This window comes from Lysinibacillus sp. NPDC098008, from assembly GCF_044760715.1.
In the GTDB taxonomy this organism is placed as follows: domain Bacteria; phylum Bacillota; class Bacilli; order Bacillales_A; family Planococcaceae; genus Lysinibacillus.
Genome location: NZ_JBIWBA010000012.1, coordinates 67,847 through 91,719 on the forward strand (window position 1 = coordinate 67,847; position 23,873 = coordinate 91,719).

Consider the following 23,873-nt stretch of genomic DNA (forward strand, 5'->3'; position numbering starts at 1 on the left):
TAGAAGAGGGCTGTGCAACAAAGCTTTTGCACAGCCCCTTTCCTTTTATTTTTCTTCTGAAAATAGCTTTGGCTTTAGCTCGTCCTCCCCTGAGCCCTTTGCTAAAGGAACGCGAGAACGATAAGCAGCACGACATACTAAATGTCCTGCAACAGGTGCTGTGGCAAAGACGAAAAGAATCCCTAAAATTAATCGTACACTAACATAGCCATCGTGCACCCAAAAGTAAATAAATGTACCTAATAGACATGTTAATACTGATAATGTGGAGCTTTTTGTAGCAGCATGTGAGCGTGTATAAACATCTGGCAGGCGGATCATACCAAATGCACTAATCACACTGACGATTGAGCCAATTAAAATAAGTACGACTGCTGCCCATTCAATCATTTGATTTACGTTCAACAATCACACCTCTTTCAATATATTTGCTAAAAGCAATCGTCCCAATAAACGCTAATATTCCTAAAATCAGAATGGCCTCTAAATAAGCTTTTGTTTTTAAAATAATCGATACAATTGCAATAGCTGATAGCAGATTAACACCAATTGTATCAAGTGCTATTGCTCTATCAGGCATAGATGGCCCACGAATAACACGATACAACGACAGCGCAATGGAAATACTAAAGAAAGCAAGAGCCAGTAGCAAGATATTGTTAAGCATTAGCGTGTCACCTCCATGATTGCTTGTTCAAACTTTCCAATTGAGCGAATGACAGCGTCTTTAGATTCCTCAATATCCATTGCATGAATATAAAACACATCGCCCTCTTCAGATACTTCCATCACAACAGAGCCGGGTGTTAAAGTGAGTAATACTGCAAGTGCCGTAATTTCCCAATCACCCTTTAACACCGTTTTATACGTAAAAATACCTGGTGTAATATTGAGCTTGGGTGTCATAATTTGTTTGAGTACACTATAGCTTGATAAAAACAGCTCCCAATTAAAAAGCCATAGTAATTTGATAATGGAAAATACTCGTCGCAAGTAAAATTGAGTGCCATAAAAGCGATGCATCGCATATAAGATAGCCATACCTACAATAAAGCCCATTAAAAATGTTGAAAACTGCGGTGTTACCTCATCCTGCAAGAGCAACCAAAGTGTTGCGATAAATAAATTTAATATAAACTGCATCGCCATTATTTATTCACCTCACCTTGCCATAATTCTCCATCCAATACCGCATCTATATAAATAGAGGGCGTGTAAAGTGCTTCTGCCGCATCTGTTACAAAAGGTGCTAAGCTTTCTGCGCCAATTCCTAAGCCAATTGTACACACCGCCAATAGTGTTAACGGTAGCATCACAAGCTTTGGCAATGGCTTTTCATCCTCTAAGCTAATAATCGTTTCTCCAAAAAAGGAGGATAGGAAAATTCGTAACAGCGAATACAAAACAATTAAACTAGATAAAAACCCTAGACCTAATAGAACAAAATTGCTGCCCTCTATTGCGCCTTGCCCAATTAAAACTTTCCCTAAAAAGCCACTTAATGGTGGTATACCAGCTAATGAGCACATCACAATAAAGAATAACCAGCCAAAGAAAGGATAATTTCGAATGAGCCCACTCATTTTATCAATAACAGTTTCTCCAGTTACATAAATCATCATGCCAACTGCTAAAAACAACATAGCCTTTGCAACCATATCATGCATTAAATAATAGATAACACCCTGTAAGGCTGATTCTGTACCAATCGCTAAACCAGCAACAATAAATCCAACGCCAATCAGCACATTATAGGAAGCAATGGTCCTGACATCTCGCCCTGAAAGAGCGCCAATACAGCCTGCTACAATTGTAACCCCTGCCATAATACCAAGTGCTGTATGTGTGACTTCAGTATTATTCGGGAAAAGCAATGTAAAGGATCGTACAAGTGCATAAATCCCTACCTTTGTTAATAGTGCTGCGAATAGTGCTGCGACGGCTGTTGGAGGTACACTATAGGAACCCGGTAGCCAAAAGAATAGTAAGAGTCCAGCTTTTAAACTAAAGACAATTAAAAAAATCAGTGCCACCGTTGTAATCAATGGATTTACTCCTGCCTCCATCACCCGAAGCGAAATATGAGCCATATTCAATGTACCAACAGTTCCATATAGGAATGCTAGCGCCACTAGGAAAATCCACGATGCTACAATATTAATTAAGACATATTTCAATGCCTCACGCAGTTGAATTTTCTCGCCACCTAAGCTAATCAGCCCATAGGAGGCAAGCAGCATCACTTCAAAGCAGACAAATAAATTAAAAATATCCCCTGTCAAAAATGAGCCATTAACACCGGCAACCATTAGTAATGTAAGTGGGTAAAAATACATTTTTTCATAGGCTAGCTCCATTGTAAAAATAGCATAAAGCAAACAAATGACTGCAACGAGATTGGCAACTAACACCAGTAAGACTGCAAATGAATCTGCCACAAAGGAAATACCAAACGGTGGTATCCAACCACTAAAGTCAATACGCATAACACCTTGTGCTTGTACTTCCAGCAATAAAATAATACTAATTACAACAATAAAGCTAAGCGTTAATAGGCTAATAATACGTTGTAAAAATACATGCTCCTTTAAAAACACCAGTAAAATAGCTGTAATAACTGGCACGATTAATGGCAAAACGATAATATTACTCATCTGGCGTACCTCTCAATTCATCAAAATTCCCTGAACCATTTGTTTTGTACGCTCGATAACCTAAAACGAGAACAAATGCTGTAACAGCAAAGCTAATAACAATGGCTGTTAAAATTAATGCTTGTGGCAATGCATCCGTATAAGGACCTTCTGATTCCCCTAATAAAGGTACATTCCCTTTTTTAAGACCTCCCATTGTTAATATAAGTAAATGGGCGGCATGTGATAATACAGCAGTTCCCAAGATAACACGCAATAACTGTTTCGAGAGGATTAAGTACGTCGCAACAGCTACTAATATACCTACTAAAACCAGTATTAAAGATTCCATTGGCTACTCATCCTCACTTATACTTAAAATAATTGTCACAACAACACCAACAACGGTTAAAGCTACACCCGCTTCAAAAATAGTTACCGTTGAAAAGCCCATCTTTCCAAATATAGGTACATTTATATACGTATATGTCTGTGTTAAAAAAGGTACATCGAAAAACAATGATCCTACCGCAGTTCCTGTAGCAAGCAAAACACCTAAAGCAGCGACCTTTTTAAAATCGAATGGCATTCCTTTATGCACTGTTTCAATATCATAGGCAAGATAAAGCAAGACAATGCCGGAAGCTAGTACAAGTCCACCTATAAAGCCGCCACCTGGAGCATGGTGTCCCGCAAAGAACAAATATATACCAAGCGTTAGAATAATAAATACTACAGCCTTTGTAACCGTCCGTAATATCACATCATTAATTTTCATGATCTGCTTCCTCCTTTCGCGGCTTAAGCTTTATTAATGTATAAACCCCTAAGCCAGCAATTAGAAGAACAACAACCTCTAGCATCGTATCAAATGCACGAAAATCCCCAAGTATTGTATTAACAATATTTGAACCACCAGCCAGCTCATAAGAATCATTAAAATAAGTGGCTACTGACTCAAAGCGATCATAGTGCACTACTGCTAAGCCAACAATTGTCACCGTTGCCCCAACCAAAATAGAAATAAGTGCTTTTGACCATCTCACGCTTCTGCGAGGAACTTCAGGCATTAAATCTGGCAAATATTTAAAGCACAGAAGGAATAATGCTGTTGTAACTGACTCAACAACTAATTGTGTTAAGGCTAAATCAGGTGCACGGAAAATTACAAAGAAAAAGGCAACAGAATAACCTAATACTCCATTTAGCAGCATCGCTGTCACACGACCCTTTACAAAAACCATCCATATAGATGCAAAAATCATTACGAATACAAGTATTAATTCGTAAGATTCAATAGCAGAGTCCTTGTCAAAGTTAAATGTCATAGCATCTGACCAAATAAAGTAGCCTGCGATAAGAGCAACAAAGAATACGTATATATAGATGAAATAATGTGTTAAATTACCTGTCATATATTTACGTGTTAGCTTTGTTGAGCCACTTTCGCTCATTTCAAGCAATCGGTTGTAATACGTATTAAACGTATATTTTTGAGAAAATATGCGATACAACGGCTTCCACTTTTTTAGTGTCTTAAATAAAATTGTACCAATAAGAATAACAGCGATTGTCATCCATAATTCTGGACTTAAAATGCCATGCCAAGCATGAATATGTGGTGCTAACTCACCTGCCGTTGGGAAAGTAGGATAAATACTTGCCATAGCAGGCTCTAAAATATAGTGACCTAACACATTTGGGAAGAAAAAGATACCGACTACAAATAAGCATAAAATAAGTGGTGAAATTAACATACCGAATGGTGCTTCATGCAGCTTTTTATCCAATTTCTCAGGCTGTAGTTTTCCCAAAAATGTACGACTTATTAAAATCATACTGTAAACAAACGTAAAGACGCTCGCTACCCATGCTATTAACGGGAACAGTAGCCCCATATCAGCAATGGAGAATGCTTCAACATCCCTGATAGCTAATACTGCCGCAAAAAACATTTCCTTACTTAAGAAACCGTTAAATGGCGGTAACCCTGCCATTGAGAAACTACCAATAACTGCAATTGTAAATGTTACAGGCATTATCGCCATTAAGCCGCCCAAGCGACGAATATCACGCGTACCTACTTCGTGATCGACAATGCCGACCATCATAAATAGTGCACCTTTAAATGTAGAGTGGTTCACAAGATGAAATAATGCTGCAAAGCTTGCTTGTGTATAAATAATAGAACTTTCTGCATAGCCGTAATAATGCCCAACAGAACCAAGACCAAATAGACTCATAATTAAGCCTAACTGACTTACAGTTGAATAGGCTAATAAAGCCTTTAAATCTGTTTGACGTACCGCATTAAAGGAGCCCCAGAATAATGTTACAAGACCAATAATGCTTACTAGCCAGAACCAGATAGCCTCTCCGCCAAACACCGGAGAAAAACGGGCTACTAAATAAATTCCTGCCTTCACCATTGTTGCTGAGTGTAAATAGGCACTAACAGGCGTTGGCGCCTCCATTGCATCAGGCAGCCAAATATGAAATGGGAATTGAGCAGATTTTGTAAATGCCCCTAGTAAAATTAAAATTAATGCTGGTGTAAACAAAGCATGATCTCGTATAACCGCTACATTTGCCACAATGTCGCGAATGCTAAATGTATTGGAAGCTACATAAAGCATAAGGAAGCCAGCAAGCATAGATAGTCCACCAAAGACTGTAATCATCATCGCTTTTTTAGCACCTGCACGCGATGCCTTTCGATGATGCCAAAATGCAATTAATAGGAACGATGACACACTTGTTAATTCCCAAAATGTGTATAATACCATTAGGTTATCTGAAAAAACGACACCAAGCATAGCACCCATGAATAGTAATAAATAGCAGTAAAAATGATGAAGTGATTCTTTCGTTGATAAATAAAAAATAGAATATAAAATAACTAAACTACCCACGCCTGTAATCAGTAAGCCAAAAATCATACTGAGTCCATCAAGGTAGGTTGTAAAATTTATATTAAAAGAGGGAATCCACTCATATGTATGGATAAATGTTTTACCCTTGGCAACTTGTGGAATGTAGCGTATAAGTAAAATAAATAAAAGTAATGGGACTGATAAAACAAACCAGCCAAGATGTGTGACACGCCTTAGTCGCCTATAAAGCAATGGGATAAGTGCAGCACCAACAAATGGCAAAAGAATTGCGATAAGAATTGTAAGCAAATAAAAACCTCCTACTATCTAAAATCATCTAACAAAGTTTGTGGTGATTGGAATATTTAGTGTTAACACTAGAGAAATTTGTTCAAGCTAAGGAATATATTAGATGGTGAACTTGATTTTTTGCAAACTGCACGGGGTAAGAAAGTAACGATTGTTACCTTCTTAAAAGATAGCATGGTAATAGATAAAAACACAAAATGCAAAGAGGTTACAGACTCATCACCTCTAACCCTGTGTAAGCCTAAATAACTTGTGAAAAATCAAATAATTTATACAAATAAAAATCAGTAATATCAGCATTATAAATACACTTGACTATCTAATTAACAGCCTGCATAATAGTGATTCATATGGCAACATTTTTAATTAAATGCATGTAATGCATAAATTAAATAACTTATAATTATTGATTTAAGCTTAATTTTTCAAGGGTTTTCCAATATATTATCGTTAACTTTTATACATTTTTAAGTATACAATATTAATGAGCATAATGCACTGTAACAGCATCGATTTTAGCTGTTTTAGGATAATTTTTTCAAAATCAACAGTGAACCAAATAATAACAGATAAGAGGTGTAGATTTTTTATGAAGCATGTAAAAGGGCGTTTAGACGAAAGTATATTAGTTTGTGTTTACTATGGTCGCAATGGCGAACGTTTAATACGTCGTGGTCACAAAATGGCCACAATGCTAGATTGTCCGCTTTATATTCTTTCAGTCGATTCGCAACCCCTTGATGCATTTGACGCAGAGAAATCTAATTACATTGAAAAATGGAAAGAATTAGCAGAAGAACTTGAGGTTGAAAAATTCATTTTACAAGATAATGAAAAACGCCCGATACAAAAGGTTATTGCAGAGGTCGCAAAAAATTATGGCATATCCCAAATAATTGTAGGGCAAAGTGCTCAAAGCCGCTGGGAGGAAATCACAAAAGGCTCCTTCTTAAACGTCTTGTTAAAAGAAGTACCTTTTGTAGATTTTCATATTGTTGCTGTTCAACGCCCAACTGATGATGATGCAAATGAAACATATGAAAAAGGTGTGCGTGCTTACTTAATTAAAGAGCAGGATAATTTTAAAGTAGCTTTTACATGTCCTAAGTATGTATCTATAGAAGGTATATTTTTCAAGGAAATTGGTACGGATTTTGATAACGGTATTTTCAAATTTACTTACAACGATAAAATGCATGAGGTTCACATTTCAGAGGGTTATGTGATTGACCAAGAAAAACTGCCAGCAGAATTTTTATCGCCATTAAGACAATAATAAAGCGCGCTCCTCTTTTTAAAAGAGGGCGCGTTTTTGTTAGATAGCAGTTGATGCGGGCTTATCCTTTGGTAAGAAGAAGGCAATTAGCAGTAATAATGGTAATAAGGAAACAACCATCATTGTGAAATCAATGCCTTTGTGATCCATTAAAATACCAATCACCATTGCCCCAATTGCCCCCATGCCAAATGCAAAGCCTGTTGTTAGCCCTGCCATCGTACCAATTTTCGCAGGTACAAGCTCCTGCGCGTAGACAACTGTGACAGAGAAGCTAATCATAATTAATGTACCGATAATGATTAAAAATAGCACTGCCGCCCATAATGGCACATATGGCAATGCCAAACAAAATGGCATAGGCACTACTACCGATAAAATAATAACATTCTTTCTGCCAATACGGTCTGATAAGGAACCACCAAAAAATGTCCCCACTACACCAAAAGCCATAAAGGTGAAAATTAATATTTGTCCCAATCGAAGGCTTACATCATAATGATCCATTAAATAAAAGACATAAAAGCTTGTAATATTTGTGGTATAAAATGATCGTGCAAAAATAATTGTAAATAATAATGCTAATGCAATCCCGACTTGTTTTTTTGTTAAAGGCGGCAATGTTGACACTAATACTCGTTTTTTCTTTGCAATACGCTCTTGCTCCAATTGCTTCTTATACCATCCTGCAATTTTGCTCAATAAAATAATACCGAATGTTGTAACCACTAAGACTATTGCTGCACCACGCTGACCGAAAATATCAAAAATATAGGCACTAATTAATGGTGCAAGTGCTTGTCCTGAGTTTCCCCCAACTTGATAAATTGATTGAGCTAGCCCTCGTTTAGAGCCTGCTGCCATAAATGATACTCTTGATCCCTCTGGATGGAATACTGCTGAACCAAAGCCTAAAAATAATACCGCAATAAGAATAATCCAATATTGTGTTGTAAACGCTATAACTGCTATACCAATAAAGGAACTAACCATTCCTATCGGCAACGCATATGGCATTGGTCTTTTATCACTGACAAAGCCTACAACAGGCTGTAATGCGGAAGCAAATATATTTAAAACAAACGATATAAGCCCTATTTGTGTAAAGGTTAGCCCTAATTCACTTTTAAATATTGGGAACATCGCTGGGATAACAGCCTGCATTGTATCATTGATAAGGTGCGCAACGCCTATTGCAATCATAATAGGATAGACTGGATTTGTTGTATTTAATTGGTGATTCATGCTGCCACCTCTTTTTTCACATGATGTGTATAGACGATTGTCGCATACTATTGACCTTTTTGCACAAGCTATAAAATGACAAGCCGTAAAAGGAGTTGATATAGATATGGAAAGCTTTATTCATGCTCATTTCTGGGAGATGATTTTAAGAACAACACTTTCCTTCTTTGCGTTACTCATTTTAGCCCGTATTCTAGGGAAAAAGCAATTGGGCCAGCTAACATTCTTCCATTACATTACAGGTATTACATTCGGGTCGATTGCTTCTGAAATTGCCTCACAAGAGGAAACACCTTTTTTAGATGGCATGATTTCTCTTATCTGGTGGAGTGCTTTAACGTATTTAATGACCCTCATTACTATTAAATCTAAAAAAGCTCGTGTCCTTGTTGACGATAAGCCTACAATTGTCGTACAAAATGGTCTTATTTTAGAATCTGCCCTAAAGAAAAATCGTTTGCATTTAGATGAGCTAACGATGATGCTTCGTGAGCAAGCTATTTTCTCTGTTCAGGATGTACAATATGCGCTACTTGAAACAAATGGGAAACTAAGTGTGCTACAAAAAACCTCTGAACAGGTTGCGACAAAGCAGGACGTAAAAGCAGACGTATCACCACCTACCTACCTGCCTACTGAGGTTATTTCTGATGGGCAGCTTATTAAAGAAAACCTTGTGGAGCTTGAGTTAACAGAGGACTGGGTAATGAAGAAGCTGAAAAAGCAAAATGTGCATGCTGTTGAGGATGTCTATTTTGCACAAGTTCAAACAAATGGTTCTCTATATATCAGCTTAAAAGATAAAGCGAGACACGCAAGCCCATAATTGCTTGTTGTCTCGACTTTTGTTAGTCTACCTTTACAATATCTAATGGCGTAATAATACCAATTAATTTTTGATGTGGTTTGCCATGTTCCGTTATTAATAATGCCTCAAAGCGCTTCCCTCTTTCAACCCCTTGCTTGAAAATCTCCTCCGCCTCATAAATCGTTATATACCTACTGATAAATTTATAATTCACCCTATTTTTCTCATGTATTAAAATATCATGCAATGTTGGAACCTTATTTGGCAATTGGTTGCCGCCCATTGTGGATGCCAGCCAATTTGTAATACCTACTGTAGTAATAAGCCCTCTAAATTGCTTGTTATGATAAACAGGAAACTGTGTATATTTACGTTGACGTATTACCTTTAACACTTGTTTGAGGGAATCATTTTCTTGGAAAGCAAGTACCCTTTTACAGAACATCTGTCCAACAAGTGTTGGCTTCGCTAAGGTAGCGTCTATGTATTCAATTCTTTCTACTACATCCAGATGTGGCTCTGCAATCACATAATTTAAAGACGTACGATGATGCACAATTGCATTGCGCAAGTCTGCATAGGAACGTAAATCATCTTCATATTTCTTTACCAGCACATCCTTCCTCTTAGCCTGTTCAATCAGACGTGAAAAGGGCATAAAATCCTTTACACCAACAATATCTCTAAGTCTATGGTCTATTCGGTTAAACGCTGTTAGGAAACGATCAGAGTTTCTTGTCCCCAATTTTATGCACCTTCTTTTTATATTTTCCGAGTTATTTGACAAATTTCGAGCTATAGCTACATTATATGTCTATATAATGGATAATCCAAGGAAGTTTTAACTAGAAAAAAGCGAGGAAAATCCTATTGAATGGATTTTCCTCGCCTCATCTTCTTAAATTTTCACCATTGAGGCATTTCTTTTCATCATTAAGATTCCAATGCCAATGCAGAGCATTGTCAGGACTATAGTAATCGAAAGGCTCCACCAATAATTAGACATTTCCATTGTCCCTCGAATTAGTAATGTGCCGTAGCTTGCTAGCTTCCAAGGAGATATTGTCCAGAAAATTCCTACAATCATATCTACTATTTGCCCTAGAAAAATAAGTGTAAATGCACATGTAGTAGCAATAACAGTTTTAAAGCTAGCACTCATCATCAATGCTACAGCTATTACAAATAATAGCCATATATAATACGTAAGAAAGCCTGCGAGTAATAAGCCAATATCTAATGTTCCATATAAAATATTTGTGTAGTATACGCTTGCTGTAAAGCCAGCTAAAATGCTTACCAAGCTTATTGTACTCATAACAATAAACTTGCTGAGAAAATAAGCACTAAATGAAATGGGGCGTACATATAATAATGTTGCCATACCACTTGCTCGTTCTTTACTAATTGTACCAACAAAGACAGCCATCATCACAAGCAAGCCAATCGTTTGAAATTGACTAATAGAAGCTTGTAGTAAATCAACTGGCATTAATTCAGGCATAAGCATTTCAAAGCCTTCAGGGACATTTCCAACAGCCTTTAAAATATCCATCATATAATAATTTGTTAGTGGATCACTCATTCCAAGCAAAGCAAAGACAAGGGGTATCCATAGAAATTTCCAGCTACGCCATGCCTCTCTAAATTCCTTTTGTAGCAACACATTAAATCCCCTCATGCTTTTTTCGCCACCTTCATAAAAATTTCTTCTAAGGATGCTGTTTGCCTTTCCACTTTTCGTATTGTATAAGGACACTTACTTAAACGCTGAAGCAGCTCCTTCATTGTTGGCTCCTCATTAATAATTTTTACAAAAACATAATAGCCTTTGACATTATCAGATGGACCTGCAAAAAGCTGTGCCTCTTGCTCTGTACTAAATTCAATCATATAATTCGACTCATCAAAGCGTTGTCGTACCTCATGTAATGTTCCCTGCTCCACCAGTCTGCCATGTTGTAAAAATAATAGTTGATCTGTCATTTCTTCTGCATCATTTAAAATATGCGTTGAATATAAAATCGTTGTTTCTTGCTGTAACCCTTTTAGTAAATCTAGCACCTCTCGACGTCCAACTGGGTCTAATGCTGATACAGGCTCATCTAATAACAATAATTTAGGCTTATGCACAATTGCCTGAGCAATACCAAGACGTTGCTTCATGCCACCAGAAAATATGGCAATTTTTTTATGCTGAGCATTTCCTAAGCCAACAAATTCTAATGTTTTTTGTGCCTCTAATTTTGCCCTTTTTGCTGCTACACCATTTAGCCTCGCAGCCATTTCCGTAAACTCCAATCCACTCAGCCAAGGATGAAACTGAGGATATTGCGGTAAAAACCCTATATTTGTGCGTAAATCACCTGCAAGCATCTCAACACTGCCAACAGTCGGCTTTAACAGCCCTGTTAACATGGACAATGTTGTTGTTTTCCCAGCACCATTAGGACCTATTAATGCTGTTGAAGTTTTTTCTTCTAACATAAAATGCACATTATCTACGACTTTGTGCTCTGCAAATTGCTTTGTTAAACCTGTGACTTGAAGTAATGTTGTCATGATTGCTTTCTCCCCGCTATAAAGTACGCAATAGAGCCTATAAGATTGGCAAAGATAATAATAAACACCCATAAAACTTTAGGTCCATTTGTTGCGTGAATTTTACGTAAATCAATTAATGCAACAATCATTAAAATAAGTTGCACAACGATTATTGGTGCTATTATCGCCCATGGAACCTTTGCTAACTCCTCCATCATACAAATCACCTCATTTTTTGTTATACATTTAATATAACAATTTTGTTCTAATATGTATATAACAAATATGGTAAATCCGTTAACTTTGGCATTCTATCCGTTGATTTAATGATCCTATCCGCCACTTTAAATAGGCTATCCAGTAATCTGTTATAGCAACAGAATTATTTTTTTCAGAATAGATTGTAAATTAAATAAAGCGCAATTATAATAAAGGATAATTAAAGGGTAAATACCCTTTAATGAAACCTTTACTTCTAGTAAATACTCATAAATCAAAGGAGGCGTATATATGGAAACATTCGGATTAATTTCGATTATTCCACCCGTGGTTGCGATTGCTTTAGCATTTATCACAAGGAATGTAATTATCTCATTATTTTTAGGCGCTTTTACAGGGATATTGATTCTATTAAACGGTAATGTCTTAAAGGCTGTGAAATCTATTGTCGGTGATTATATTTTTGTTCAATCGACAGATAGTTATAATGCGGCTGTTCTAGCACTGCTTGTATTTATCGGCGGATTCGTTGCCTTAATGGAGAAATCAGGTGGCGCAGGAGCATTTGCTGAGAAAATTTCAATATTTATTCGGACAAAAATTAGTGCACAATTGTCTGCATGGGTTGGCGGTATTATTATTTTCTTCTCAGATTTAGGAACACCGTTAATTATAGGTCCTGTTTTTGAGCCTATTTTTGATAAACTCAAAGCCTCTCGTGAAAAGCTTGCATGGATTATTGATTCTACAGCATCTCCAGTAGCAGTAATGATTCCATTCATTGGCTGGGGTGTTTATATTATGGGGCTTATTAGCAAGGAGTACGAGCGTTTAGGTGTTAAAGAGTCGGATTGGGATGCCTTTATGAATGCTTTACCATTCTACATCTATCCAATGCTAGCAGTACTAATTGTGCCCATTATGCTGTTAACAAAATCTGAATTCGGCCCTATGCGTAAGGCAGACCGACGCATTGAAGAAACAGGCGAAATTTATTGGGCACACTCAAAGCCATTACGTAAAACAGAGGCGATGAATGAATATCTGGAAACAAAAAGTAAAGCAAGCCTAGTATTAGTTCCAATATTTGTATTGCTTGTAATGCTATTTGGACAATTAATTCCATTGGGCTTCCCATTTAAACAAGTGCCAGGTGGCGACTTTAGGGTAGCATTAAGTATTTCATATTTAGTAGCTGCAATGGTGTTAATTGCTTTAATGGTTATTTATAAAGTTAAAAAGTTTATTGAAGCATTTGATATTTATGTATCAGGTATGCGCCGCATGATGGATATTGTCATTATTCTTGTACTGGCATGGTCATTAGGTACGGTATTAGAGCAATTGGGAACAGCTAACTATTTAGTACGTGTCATGGATGGAGCCATTCCAGTGATGTTAATCCCAGCTATTATTTTTATTCTTGGCGCAATTATGTCCTTTGCTTGTGGGACATCTTGGGGCACATTTGCCATTATGCTACCGCTGGCAATTCCGTTAGCCTATCATATGGATATTTCAGTTTATATCGCTATTGGAGCAGTAATTTCAGGAGGAATTTTTGGCGACCATTGTTCACCAATTTCCGATACAACAATTTTATCTTCAACAGGTGCTGGCTGTGACCATGTTGATCATAATAAAACACAAATTCCAATTGCGTTATTTAATGCATGTATTACATTAATAGCATTTTTAGTTGCAGGTGTATATGAGAGCGTTTATACAGCAGTATTAGCGATTATTTTAATGATTATCGGTACGATTATTTTAGGTAGATTTGCACGAAATAAAGAGAGAAAGCAACAATTAGAGGAGGTTTAAAGGTATGAAGCTTTGGGGCGGACGCTTTCGCAATGAAGAAAATCATTTAATGGAGGAATTTAATAGCTCATTAGCAATTGACCAACGACTTTATTTTGAGGATATTACTGGGAGCTTAGCGCATGTAAAAATGCTTGCACAGTGTGATATTATTTCTGAAGCAGAAGGTGAGATTATTACAGATGGTCTAAAGAGTATTTTAGAAGATATTGAAAATGGTATATTGCCGATTAAAGGTGATTACGAGGATATTCATAGCTTTGTAGAAATGAATTTAATTCAACGCATTGGTGATGTTGGGAAAAAGCTTCATACAGCACGGAGCCGTAATGATCAAACAGCAGTAGACACAAGGATGTATGCACGTAAAAAGGCACTTGAAGTTGTCCAAGCCATTGAAGCCTTTAAGTATGCATTAAAGGAAAAAGCAGAGGCTAATCCATATATTATGCCTGGCTATACACATCTACAAAGAGCACAGGTCGTTACATTTAAGCATCATTTAATGGCTTACTATCACATGTTAGACCGTGACCAAAAACGTGTACAAAATGCACTTGAAATATTAAATGAAAATCCGCTTGGCTGTGGCGCACTCGCTGGCACAACACATAATATCGACCGCACAATTACAACACAAGAGCTTGGTTTTAAAAAGCCTGTAGATAACTTTATGGATGGTGTTAGTGAGCGAGATTATGTACTTGAATTAACATCTGATTTTTCAATTATTATGATGCATCTAAGCCGCATGAGTGAAGAATTAATTTTATGGTGCAGTCAAGAATTTAAGTTTATTGAAATTGATGATGCTTACGCAACAGGTAGTAGCATTATGCCACAAAAGAAAAATCCTGATGCAGCAGAATTAATTCGTGGAAAAACAGGGAAAGTATATGGCGCATTATTCTCCATTTTTACGATTATGAAAGGTATTCCATTAACATACAATAAAGATATGCAGGAAGAAAAGGAATCATTCTTCTATGCGATTGATACAACGCTTGCCTCATTAAAAATTATGACGGAAATGATTCGTACATTAAAGGTCAATGAGGAGAATATGTATGCATCTGTAAAAAAAGGCTTCCTTAATGCAACAGAGCTTGCTGATTATTTAGTAAAGGCAGGTACACCATTTAGAGATGCACATAGTATTGTTGGGAAAGTAGTTATTTATTGTGAGGATCATAATAAAGGTATAGAGGACCTTACATTACAAGAGCTTCAGCAATTTAGTGATACTATTCAATCAGATATTTATGATTACATTGATTATCATAGTATTTTAAGCAAAGGAACTAAGGTTCATTTACGATAAAGCAAAGCGCTTTAGCATTTCCATTATGCTAAGCGCTTTTTAAATTATCATCTGGTTATTTTTGAGTAAAACGATAGACTTTACGTGGGCGTCCTTTGACATGATGTGTAGATTCACCAATGCATTCAATAAGCCCTGCCTTGCTTAAATTTGTAACGATACGGCGTGCGTTACGATTTTCTATATGTAAATGGTTCGTTAAATCAAGTGTTGTAAAATGATCTGTTCCTAATTTTAATAATAATGCCTTTATACGGTTATATGTTCGCATACTTATATTTGCTTCCTTCAATGCTTCAACAGAAGGTGTGTCTAATAGTTTATTCAAATAAATAAGCTCTTTATTATTGCCAAGATGCTCAATAACTGAACCATCCTCTTGAATAATATACACTTCATTTTGCTCATTTTGCTTTGAATGCTGGTTGGCTAAAGCTGCATTTACCTCAGCTGCTAATGCTGTTTCACCATAACCAATGCCTGTAATAATTCGTTTATCAGATAGTAGCTTTAATTCATGGATTTTTTGTCGCAAAGTTTGCATATTTTTCTCAATTGCCCCACGCGTACTAGCGATTAGATAACTATTATCTCCCTTTTCAGTTAGTAGCCCATCTACATGCTCACATAAATTAATAAGTACCTCTTTGATTTGTAGTGCTTGATATTGTTGTGCGTAAGGGTTTGTTGGCAAAATTGTCGCATCAACATCCTCAACGTCGATAATACATACACCTATTTGTGTATCTTTGAAGAAGGATGTTTTTATTTTCTCCTCTAACATTTTACACGCGTGAATAATCTCAGAATGACTAATGGAATACCAATAAACAGGGATGCCTGCTTGTTTTAACTCTCGATATACGCCTTCAAAGCTCGTAATAGCTCCACATGTTTTTCCTTCTTCCCATAGCTTTTGATGGAAATCAATCAATTCTTCTGTTGTCGTTGTAGTGTCATAGATTTTTAAGTAAATATTAGCTGAGGGAATATTCAATTGCATAAGTGCATCTTCTAATATATGTTCAGCCATCTCATCTACACTTAGTTGTTTTAAAAAGACATTGGAGTTATAGGCAGCTTCTAAAAATGCTTTATATAGGCTTGCCTCATTGTTTTGTATTGGTATTAAATATTCACCTGTTTGCAAACTCTCTTGGGCAATGGCATACGGAAGCTGCCCCGTTGGAAACCAAAAATCTACTTCATGATCATGTGCTTGAATAATTTCTTTTGTTTCTTGGAAGTTTGTATATGGTAGTGAAATAAAATGTGCTTTAAGGTCTAAGTTTTGTGCAATTGAGATAACTTTATGGACGGATGTTGCAGAGCCTACAACGCCGACTGTAAACATATTTCCACCCCTTTATTCTTACATAAGTACGATATTTTTACTGTACCATTATCCCCTTAAATGAGCAAAAAGGCTATTCATTGTTGAATACTGCTTATCAATTACGCCCCAGCATAATTATATCTGTTGCTAATGCTTTCAGTACATAAAACATCTGCTGCTGATGCTTCGCTTTTGATACAAAAATAATTTGCTGAACCAAGATAAAAAAGATGCACCATTGACTGGCACATCTTATTGTCTATTTATACAATTCCTGTAAAGCTTTCTCCATTTTTGGGCGAATTGTTACTTGTGGGCGGGCTTTCTTGACTGCGGCCCCTGCTTCCTCTAATGACTGTGCCATTCCTAGCTCTATTAATGTAGCTGTTGCTGCTACGCCTGCACGTCCCCCACCACTTCCACAATGAATATATACCTTCTGTCCTTCTTTATAGGCTGAAGCAATTTCCTTCGCGACTTTTTCAATCGAAGAGGCAACAGCGATATCCTCATCCGCAATAGGTAGATGCTTGTAAGAATAAGAAGCTACCTCTTGCTCCTGTGATGACAGTCCGTTAACACGTACATCTATTACAATATCAACGGCTTCTTGTTCGAAGGCTGCTTCTGCATCTTTTGCACCGCCAAAAAATATTTTGTCTTTTACTAAAACATCATAGTTTTTCTCCATTTTTATACACCTCTAAGGTTATTTTAGTAAATGCTTAATATCTTGATAGTATGGTAGTGCCGTCAATGCACCTGCTTTTGTCGCCGCTAAAGCACCTAATTTATTGCCAAAGCTTGTACAACGCACAAGCTCCTCTTTTGTTGTAGGTAAACCGTTATAGTGAATATCGCGTAATACCCCTGCCATAAATGCATCTCCAGCGCCTGTTGTATCTACAGGCACTACTTTTTCTGTTGGCACATGGATAACCTCACCATTTAGCACGGCATATGTGCCATTTTCCCCTACTGTTACTAAAATAATAGGCACTAAATAGCTGCTTAACTGAGCAATACCTTCCTCTAAGCTAGTTGTTTCTGTTAAGAAAAATAATTCATCATCCGTAACCTTTAGAATATCGACATCCTCAAAAAATGATGTCACCGTTTCGCGGCAAATTTCCTCGCTGCTCCAGCGTAACGGGCGAATATTGGCATCCATTGCAATAATCGCTCCCTTATCCTTAGCCATGTCTACAGCAGCTTGTGTTGTAGCAAGTGCTGTTGGATGGAACATTGTGCCTGAGCATACTGTTAAAGCAGAGGCATGCTTAAAGGCCTCTTCATTTAATTGTGTTGATTCAACTTGTAAATCTGGTGTTTCATCCACATAATCTTTAAAAATACGCTCACATGCCTCTGTTAAATGCACATAAACCCCACTAACACGCTTAGCTGGATGAAATACGGCATAATCTAGCTTTACACCCTCTTGTGCAAGTCCATCGCGCACAAATTGTGAGCCTTCGTCATCTCCTGTAATGGTAATTAATGCGGAAGGCGCACCAATGCGGCTAATTCCTGCTGCAACATTTACGGTTGCACCTCCCATATATTTAGTAAATGATGTATTTGTAACATCATCAGCAATATAGTCAATAAAAGCATCTCCATAGACTAATATAAATTCCTTATCTTGCTTTGTCATGATTGGCCTCCTGAAAGTCTAGTCATTATAGATTACCACGAAAATTGTCATTCTATAAAGGTTTTTACTTTTGGCATTTTTTTATAACAAGCTGGAAAACTTGAGTCATCCTCTATCTTTGTTATACTTGCCTATAGGAAGGTAGGGATGTTCAAGATGACTATTACAATTCGACAAGCGCAACCACAAGATGCCCATGCCGTTGTGCCTTTAATTATCGATGCCATTGGCGATATTGCTAATCGCTTAACTGGCGAGCAATCAGCGGAAGCTGTTATACGGGAACTAACAATTCTTTTTCAACGTGAGGACAATCGACACTCATACTTAAATACCTTTGTTGCTACTGAAGATGAACAAATATTAGGAATTCTTGTTTATTATTATGGTGCACATGCCATTGAAATGGACGCTAAGCTTGTGCAATGGCTAGCAGCAAAAAATGCTCCATCCATTGTAATTGATCGTGAGGCTCATGAGGATGAAGCCTATATTGATACAGTTTGTGTAGCACCAGCAGCGCGCGGGAAAGGTATTGGTACATTATTATTGCAATTTGCAGAGGAGCTAACAAAGCAACGAGGCTATACAAAGCTATCATTAAATGTTGAAATCGAAAAAGAAGATGCTCGCCGTCTTTATGAACGATTAGGCTTTGTCATTACAGAGCCATGGTTCATTATTGATGAACCTTTTCATCATATGGTGAAACAGTTTTAGAAAGTGACAACATAAATCTATGAAAACAAATTTTATTTATCCTCTTTTGATTGTCATTGCCTCTAGTAGCTATGGTATTTTATCAACCATTATTAAAGTAGCTATGCAGCATGGCTTTACATCAGCAGAGGCTGTATCAAGTCAATATATTATTGGCTTTATGCTGATTGTGTTTATTTTTATTGTGACACAAAGACAGTTACCAAGGCCCTCTAAAAGTGGCTTATTGATTTTAATTTGGTCAGGTATTTTTACTGGAACAACAGGCATTGTTTATGGTGAATCATTGAAATATTTACCTGCATCTCTTGCAGTGGTAATGCTGTTTCAATTTACATGGATTGGTCTACTAATCGACTGTGCGCTACATAGAAGATGGCCAAGCCGAGCTGAGGTCATTTCTCTTATTATTTTATTTGCAGGCACTATTTTAGCGGCAGGTGTTTTAAATGTAGACTTAAGCGGCATTCCGCTCCAAGGCTGGCTATTTGGCTTTGCGGCTGCTGTAACCTTTGCTTGCTTTATTCAATTTAACTCTCGACCTGTAGAGGGTGTCACAACAACATCAAGGGTGCTAATTGTTTCCTTTGTCGCTCTGATTATGATTAGTATTTTCCTTAGCCCTGAAATTATTTGGAATGGTCAATTATTTATTCATGGCTTATGGAAATTTGGACTAGCACTAGGTCTGTTCGGTATTATTTTGCCGATTTATTTATTCTCTATTGCTATCCCTAAAATTGGTGGCGCTCTTGCATCGATTCTAAGTGCCATTGAATTGCCAGTGGCAGTTACAGTTTCGGTTATTGTGCTACATGAGCCTTTAACAATTTTACAAATTATTGGGATTGTTTTTGTACTTGTAGGCATGATGCTACCGACAATTGTTGCCCAACGTCGACAAAAAAATAATTTATTAGAGGCACATTAACGAATAATAAAAAGCTCCTTAAAAATGGAAAAATCCTTTTTAAGGAGCTTTTTTGAATTTTACTGAAATGTCGTTGCTAACGATAATAGCCTTCGTTATGATGAAGTTGAATGTAATTTTTTTAATAATTCTAACATTAATATTCTCCCTTCGTATTATACTGCAATATGCAAGTACCTTACTTTAAGAAAGGGGAATATAATGAAAAAAATACGCCTTCTTAGTTTTTTCCTTGTGTTGATGCTTATGCTGGTGGCTGCCTGTAGTTCGAATGATAGTAAAAATTCTACAAATAATGACAAAAAAGAGGTAGCAGCTACAACACCTTCTGGCAAGCTCGTCATCTACACGGGGCGTGACGAGGAAATGGTGCAAAAGGTGATCGCTCAGTTTAATGAAAAGTATCCAGACATTGAAGTAGAGTATTTAACAATGGGCGCTCAGCAAATTTTAGAACGCTTACGTGGTGAAAAGGCTAATCCACAGGCTGACTTTTGGTGGGGTGGTACACAATCTGCTTTAATTGTTGGGGCAAATGAGGATTTATTGCACAGCTGGCAGCCTAGTTTTATCGACGCTATCGAGCCTGACCATAAAGATGCCGCTGGACGCTGGTTTGGGGAAATGTTGCTGCCTGAGGTGATTATGATTAATAGCGATGTACTCACAAAGGAAACGGGACCACAGGATTGGGATGAGCTGCTTGACCCTAAGTGGAAGGATCAAATTTTAATCCGTGGCGTGCTTGCATCAGGGACAATGCGAACAATTTACTCCTCAATGATTGTACGACAAGATGCTAATTCTCCTGAAAAGGGCTATGATTGGCTACTGCAATTAGATGCCAATACAAAGGAATATACACAAGACCCTAATGCATTGTACTTAAAGCTTACACGTCAGGAAGGCAGTGTATCGTTATGGAACCTGCAAGATATTTTATTAAAGAAATATACAACAGATTATCCTTTTGATTATATTTACCCTAAAAGTGGTGCACCTATTTTAGTTGATGGTGTAGCAGTTGTAAACAATGCGAAAAACCTTGAGAATGCGCAGCTATTTGTAGAGTTTTTATTTGAAAAAGACATGGTAACACAACTAGCAAATGATTATTATCAAATTCCAACACGTTCTGATATTGATAAGTCTTCCATGCCAGAATGGTATCAGGAATTAAATTTAACAACATTTGATATTGATTGGCAGCAAATGTCCGACAAAGAAACTAAGTGGATGGAATATTGGGATAACAATATTAAAGGACGCGGGAAATAAGCAATTCGGTAAAAATTCGGCTTTGTTAGCGAATTTTTACCTTTCTGTATCATCCCCTAATTCTTTGTTGGAGAGGAGCTTATGATTGAAAAGTGTCAATATCGACAATGTTTCTAAGCAATTTGGTCAGGTATATGGTGTAAAAAATTTAAATCTTGAGATAAAGGCAGGCGAGTTCTTTACATTTCTTGGTCCTAGCGGCTGTGGAAAAACAACGACCTTACGAATGATTGCTGGCTTTTACTACCCTACCAATGGAAAAATTCTTTTTGATACGCGCGATGTTACACGACTTCCGCCAAATAAACGCAATATCGGTATGGTATTTCAAAATTATGCCCTTTTCCCGCATATGACTGTTGATGAGAATATTGCATTTGGCTTACAAGTACGCAAACTTTCAAAGGCAGAGATTCAGCACAAGGTTGACCGTATTAGAGGACAAGTACATCTAGCCGATTACGGTAAGCGAAAAATTAATGAGCTTTCTGGTGGTCAACAGCAGCGAGTAGCCTTAGCAAGAGCTTTAGTGATTGAGCCAGATATTTTATTGCTTGATGAGCCTTTATCCAACTTAGATGCAAAGCTACGTGAGGAAACACGTGTTGAAATCAAACGTATCCAAGCTGAGCTAGGTATTACTACGATTTATGTTACTCATGACCAAATGGAGGCCATGTCAATGTCAGATCGTATTATGGTGATGGAAAATGGCGATATTAAGCAAATTGGCACACCTCAGGAAATTTATCATCGACCTATCAATCGCTTTGTTGCTAATTTCATTGGTGAAACAAATTTAATTGAAGGTACAATTAAGGCAATCGATGATGAGGATATACAAGTTACCACAGCAAACGGACTTGTTTTCACTGGGCGAAAACAACAAAGCTCTCCAGCTTTAACGCATATGATTGGAAACAAGGTATTTATTTCGATTCGTCCAGAATCCATCTATTTAGGAACTGGTGATAACACACTAACAGGGAAAATTACCTTTGTAGAGTTTACTGGGATAAGTGTTAATTATATTGTAGATTTTACGGCGTTCTCACTTAAAGTAATGATTATTCATTCTTATGACCAAATAAAAAATATCGGTGAAGATATAACTATCAATATTGCTTATGATTCACTGTATTTTTTAGGGGAATAGGAGGAAGCCAGTATGGAAAAACAGTCTGCCAATGCCTCTAGCGAAAGTAGATGGACACGGATTTTTTATTCCAATTGGTTTGTGTATATTTTAATAGCACCATTATTTTTAGTGCTGTTCGCCTATGTCGTTTATCCTTTCTATCAAACCTTTATCCAAAGCTTTGCTGGTGATGAGCCATTCTTTCATTATAAAAAGTTTTTTGATATTGCAAGTCCAGCAAATTTAGAGGCTTTATGGACCAGTGTTTATATATCTATTATTAGTGTTATAAGTTGTGCCATTGTTGGCGTAACGATGGCGTTTCTACTTGAACGCTATAATTTCCCGGGAAGGCGAATACTTTCTATTTTAGTATTAGTCCCTATGGCGCTCCCTCCCCTTGTAGGTGTACTGTCCTTTTCATTTTTATATGGAGATAGCGGTATTTTCCCACGTTTCTTTCAGCAGTTATTTGGTTTAGACCATGTACCATTTTCCTTAAAAGGGATTTGGGGCGTTATTGTTGTTCACACCTTTACAATGTATACCTATTTCTATTTAACCGCTTCTGCTGCAATTAAGGGGCTTGACCCTGCTTTAGAAGAAGCTGCAACAAGTTTAGGTGCGGGGCGTATTCGCGTATGGACAAAGGTTATTTTACCAATGCTGACCCCGTCCATTGTCGCATCTTCTCTATTAGTATTTATGATTTCAATGGCTTCGTATACCGCACCCTTAATGTTTGGTGTTGAGCGTACGATGACAATGCAAATTTATTTATCACGAACAAATGGAAATTTGGAAATGGCAGCAACACAGTCGATGATCCTATCCTTTGTATCCATTACATTTTTAATCATAATGCGCTGGTATCAAAATCGACGTAACTATCAAAACCTTAGTAAAGGAATTAGTGTCCATCGCTCAGAAGTTTCCTCTAAAGGAATGAAAATTTTTGCAACAATTTCCTCCTTTATTGGTACATTCATGTTACTATTACCAATATTAGTATTAATACTCATCTCCTTTTCTGTCGATGGTGCTTGGAAGACACAAATTCTTCCTACCGATTACACATTTGATCATTATATCGCACTCTTTACGGATGAGCGCACATGGCGTCCTATTTGGAACTCAATTCAGATGGGGGTTATCGCGACAATCGGTAATATACTTTTCGGTGTTGCGGCTGCCTATGCAATGGTGCGCTTAAACTTTAAAGGTAAAACAGTGCTTGATATTTTAATTATGGTGCCATGGGCATTACCAGGGACAGTTGTTGCAGTGAATTTAATTGCTGCCTTTAGCACAGAAAACATTTTTGCCTTTAACCAAGTACTAATTGGAACGTTTTGGATTTTGCCATTAGCTTATTTTATTAGACATTTACCACTTGTTTTTCGATCGACCGCCGCTTCGCTTGTCCAGCTCGATCAATCCATTGAGGAAGCATCCCGCGGCTTAGGTGCTACTTGGTGGTATACATTTAGACGTATTGTTGTGCCCTTAACATTTACTGGGATATTAGCAGGGACATTATTAGCACTTGTTCAAAGCTTTGGTGAGTTTGTTGCATCCATTTTAATTTATAGTACATCTACTATCCCATTATCTGTCGCAATATTTCAAAAACTATACGCATTCAAATTTGGAACCGCCTGTGCTTATGGTGTTTTACAAATTTGCTTAATTTTAGTTGTCCTTATTATTTCTGAAAAATTATCGAAAGGCAGTGCTGGCTCAGCCATATAACTGCTAATC

Annotated in this window: 24 protein-coding genes; 9 read left to right on the forward strand and 15 right to left on the reverse strand. The window is 37.1% G+C overall.

Features of this window, described 5'->3' with window-relative positions:
* Positions 1-45: 45 nt before the first annotated feature.
* The 7 genes from ACIQVU_RS11840 to ACIQVU_RS11870 are packed head-to-tail and all read right to left on the reverse strand — an operon-like array spanning position 46 to position 5,815.
* Positions 46-405, reverse strand: a complete 360-nt coding sequence (locus ACIQVU_RS11840) for a Na+/H+ antiporter subunit G (RefSeq protein WP_340803912.1) — start codon at positions 403-405, stop codon at positions 46-48.
* Entirely contained in the window at positions 383-667 is a 285-nt protein-coding gene (locus ACIQVU_RS11845) for a Na(+)/H(+) antiporter subunit F1 (protein WP_340803911.1), read from the reverse strand. The genes ACIQVU_RS11840 and ACIQVU_RS11845 overlap by 23 nt, the downstream gene beginning before the upstream one ends.
* Positions 667-1,149, reverse strand: a complete 483-nt coding sequence (locus ACIQVU_RS11850) for a Na+/H+ antiporter subunit E (protein ID WP_340803909.1) — start codon at positions 1,147-1,149, stop codon at positions 667-669. Before ACIQVU_RS11850 ends, ACIQVU_RS11845 begins: the two co-directional genes overlap by 1 nt.
* Positions 1,149-2,654: a Na+/H+ antiporter subunit D gene (locus ACIQVU_RS11855; RefSeq protein WP_340803908.1), complete on the reverse strand. Its 1,506-nt coding sequence runs from the start codon at positions 2,652-2,654 to the stop codon at positions 1,149-1,151. Before ACIQVU_RS11855 ends, ACIQVU_RS11850 begins: the two co-directional genes overlap by 1 nt.
* Positions 2,647-2,985, reverse strand: a complete 339-nt coding sequence (locus ACIQVU_RS11860; protein ID WP_340803907.1) for a Na(+)/H(+) antiporter subunit C — start codon at positions 2,983-2,985, stop codon at positions 2,647-2,649. The genes ACIQVU_RS11855 and ACIQVU_RS11860 overlap by 8 nt, the downstream gene beginning before the upstream one ends.
* A gap of 3 nt (positions 2,986-2,988) precedes the next feature.
* A complete protein-coding gene (locus ACIQVU_RS11865) occupies positions 2,989-3,411 on the reverse strand; it encodes a Na(+)/H(+) antiporter subunit B (protein ID WP_340803906.1) in 423 nt (140 codons plus the stop codon).
* A complete protein-coding gene (locus ACIQVU_RS11870; RefSeq protein WP_340803905.1) occupies positions 3,401-5,815 on the reverse strand; it encodes a Na+/H+ antiporter subunit A in 2,415 nt (804 codons plus the stop codon). Before ACIQVU_RS11870 ends, ACIQVU_RS11865 begins: the two co-directional genes overlap by 11 nt.
* A gap of 589 nt (positions 5,816-6,404) precedes the next feature.
* Between ACIQVU_RS11870 and ACIQVU_RS11875 the strand changes: the two genes are divergently transcribed.
* Complete coding sequence (locus tag ACIQVU_RS11875; protein WP_340803903.1) at positions 6,405-7,091, forward strand: histidine kinase; 687 nt, start codon at positions 6,405-6,407, stop codon at positions 7,089-7,091.
* Between the two features lie 39 nt (positions 7,092-7,130).
* Here ACIQVU_RS11875 and ACIQVU_RS11880 read toward each other — a convergent pair whose 3' ends face one another.
* A complete protein-coding gene (locus ACIQVU_RS11880) occupies positions 7,131-8,336 on the reverse strand; it encodes an MFS transporter (protein ID WP_340803902.1) in 1,206 nt (401 codons plus the stop codon).
* A gap of 106 nt (positions 8,337-8,442) precedes the next feature.
* Between ACIQVU_RS11880 and ACIQVU_RS11885 the strand changes: the two genes are divergently transcribed.
* A complete protein-coding gene (locus ACIQVU_RS11885; RefSeq protein ID WP_340803901.1) occupies positions 8,443-9,162 on the forward strand; it encodes a DUF421 domain-containing protein in 720 nt (239 codons plus the stop codon).
* A 22-nt stretch (positions 9,163-9,184) separates the two neighbouring features.
* On the opposite strand, the gene ACIQVU_RS11890 is transcribed toward ACIQVU_RS11885, so the two are convergent.
* The 4 genes from ACIQVU_RS11890 to ACIQVU_RS11905 all read right to left on the reverse strand — a co-directional run bounded on the left by ACIQVU_RS11890 (position 9,185) and on the right by ACIQVU_RS11905 (position 11,906).
* Positions 9,185-9,889, reverse strand: a complete 705-nt coding sequence (locus tag ACIQVU_RS11890; protein ID WP_340803900.1) for a CBS domain-containing protein — start codon at positions 9,887-9,889, stop codon at positions 9,185-9,187.
* Between the two features lie 153 nt (positions 9,890-10,042).
* The gene (locus tag ACIQVU_RS11895) at positions 10,043-10,825 is read right to left on the reverse strand and encodes an ABC transporter permease (protein ID WP_340803899.1); all 783 of its coding nucleotides are present in this window, start codon (positions 10,823-10,825) and stop codon (positions 10,043-10,045) included.
* Positions 10,822-11,706 (reverse strand): ABC transporter ATP-binding protein, encoded by an 885-nt coding sequence (locus tag ACIQVU_RS11900; RefSeq protein WP_340803898.1) that lies wholly within the window; start codon positions 11,704-11,706, stop codon positions 10,822-10,824. Before ACIQVU_RS11900 ends, ACIQVU_RS11895 begins: the two co-directional genes overlap by 4 nt.
* Entirely contained in the window at positions 11,703-11,906 is a 204-nt protein-coding gene (locus tag ACIQVU_RS11905) for a PLDc N-terminal domain-containing protein (protein WP_340803896.1), read from the reverse strand. The genes ACIQVU_RS11900 and ACIQVU_RS11905 overlap by 4 nt, the downstream gene beginning before the upstream one ends.
* Before the next feature lie 292 nt (positions 11,907-12,198).
* On the opposite strand from ACIQVU_RS11905, the gene ACIQVU_RS11910 reads away from it, so the two are divergent.
* Together ACIQVU_RS11910 and argH are read left to right on the forward strand one after the other, a co-directional pair.
* The gene (locus ACIQVU_RS11910) at positions 12,199-13,731 is read left to right on the forward strand and encodes a Na+/H+ antiporter NhaC family protein (RefSeq protein WP_340803894.1); all 1,533 of its coding nucleotides are present in this window, start codon (positions 12,199-12,201) and stop codon (positions 13,729-13,731) included.
* 4 nt (positions 13,732-13,735) lie between these two features.
* Positions 13,736-15,052 (forward strand): argininosuccinate lyase, encoded by a 1,317-nt coding sequence (argH, locus tag ACIQVU_RS11915; RefSeq protein WP_340803893.1) that lies wholly within the window; start codon positions 13,736-13,738, stop codon positions 15,050-15,052.
* Between the two features lie 55 nt (positions 15,053-15,107).
* Here the strand turns inward: argH and ACIQVU_RS11920 are convergent, their stop codons facing one another.
* From ACIQVU_RS11920 to ACIQVU_RS11930, 3 genes are all read right to left on the reverse strand, one after another.
* Positions 15,108-16,406, reverse strand: coding sequence for a BTB/POZ domain-containing protein (locus ACIQVU_RS11920; RefSeq protein WP_340803892.1), 1,299 nt, complete (start codon positions 16,404-16,406; stop codon positions 15,108-15,110).
* Positions 16,407-16,647: 241 nt separating this feature from the next.
* The gene (locus ACIQVU_RS11925; RefSeq protein WP_340803891.1) at positions 16,648-17,079 is read right to left on the reverse strand and encodes a protein-tyrosine phosphatase family protein; all 432 of its coding nucleotides are present in this window, start codon (positions 17,077-17,079) and stop codon (positions 16,648-16,650) included.
* Between the two features lie 18 nt (positions 17,080-17,097).
* Positions 17,098-18,045 carry a carbohydrate kinase family protein gene (locus ACIQVU_RS11930; protein ID WP_340803890.1) on the reverse strand — a complete coding sequence of 316 codons (948 nt, stop codon included), beginning with the start codon at positions 18,043-18,045 and terminating at the stop codon, positions 17,098-17,100.
* A 156-nt stretch (positions 18,046-18,201) separates the two neighbouring features.
* On the opposite strand from ACIQVU_RS11930, the gene ACIQVU_RS11935 reads away from it, so the two are divergent.
* From ACIQVU_RS11935 to ACIQVU_RS11955, 5 genes are all read left to right on the forward strand, one after another.
* Positions 18,202-18,765 (forward strand): GNAT family N-acetyltransferase, encoded by a 564-nt coding sequence (locus ACIQVU_RS11935; protein WP_340803889.1) that lies wholly within the window; start codon positions 18,202-18,204, stop codon positions 18,763-18,765.
* Positions 18,766-18,784: 19 nt separating this feature from the next.
* Positions 18,785-19,696, forward strand: coding sequence for an EamA family transporter (locus ACIQVU_RS11940; protein ID WP_340803888.1), 912 nt, complete (start codon positions 18,785-18,787; stop codon positions 19,694-19,696).
* Positions 19,697-19,897: 201 nt separating this feature from the next.
* On the forward strand, positions 19,898-20,974 hold the full coding sequence (locus ACIQVU_RS11945; protein WP_340803887.1) for an extracellular solute-binding protein: 1,077 nt from the start codon (positions 19,898-19,900) through the stop codon (positions 20,972-20,974).
* Between the two features lie 85 nt (positions 20,975-21,059).
* Complete coding sequence (locus tag ACIQVU_RS11950) at positions 21,060-22,130, forward strand: ABC transporter ATP-binding protein (RefSeq protein ID WP_340803885.1); 1,071 nt, start codon at positions 21,060-21,062, stop codon at positions 22,128-22,130.
* Between the two features lie 12 nt (positions 22,131-22,142).
* Positions 22,143-23,864: an ABC transporter permease gene (locus ACIQVU_RS11955; protein ID WP_340803884.1), complete on the forward strand. Its 1,722-nt coding sequence runs from the start codon at positions 22,143-22,145 to the stop codon at positions 23,862-23,864.
* The last annotated feature ends 9 nt before the right edge of the window (positions 23,865-23,873 follow it).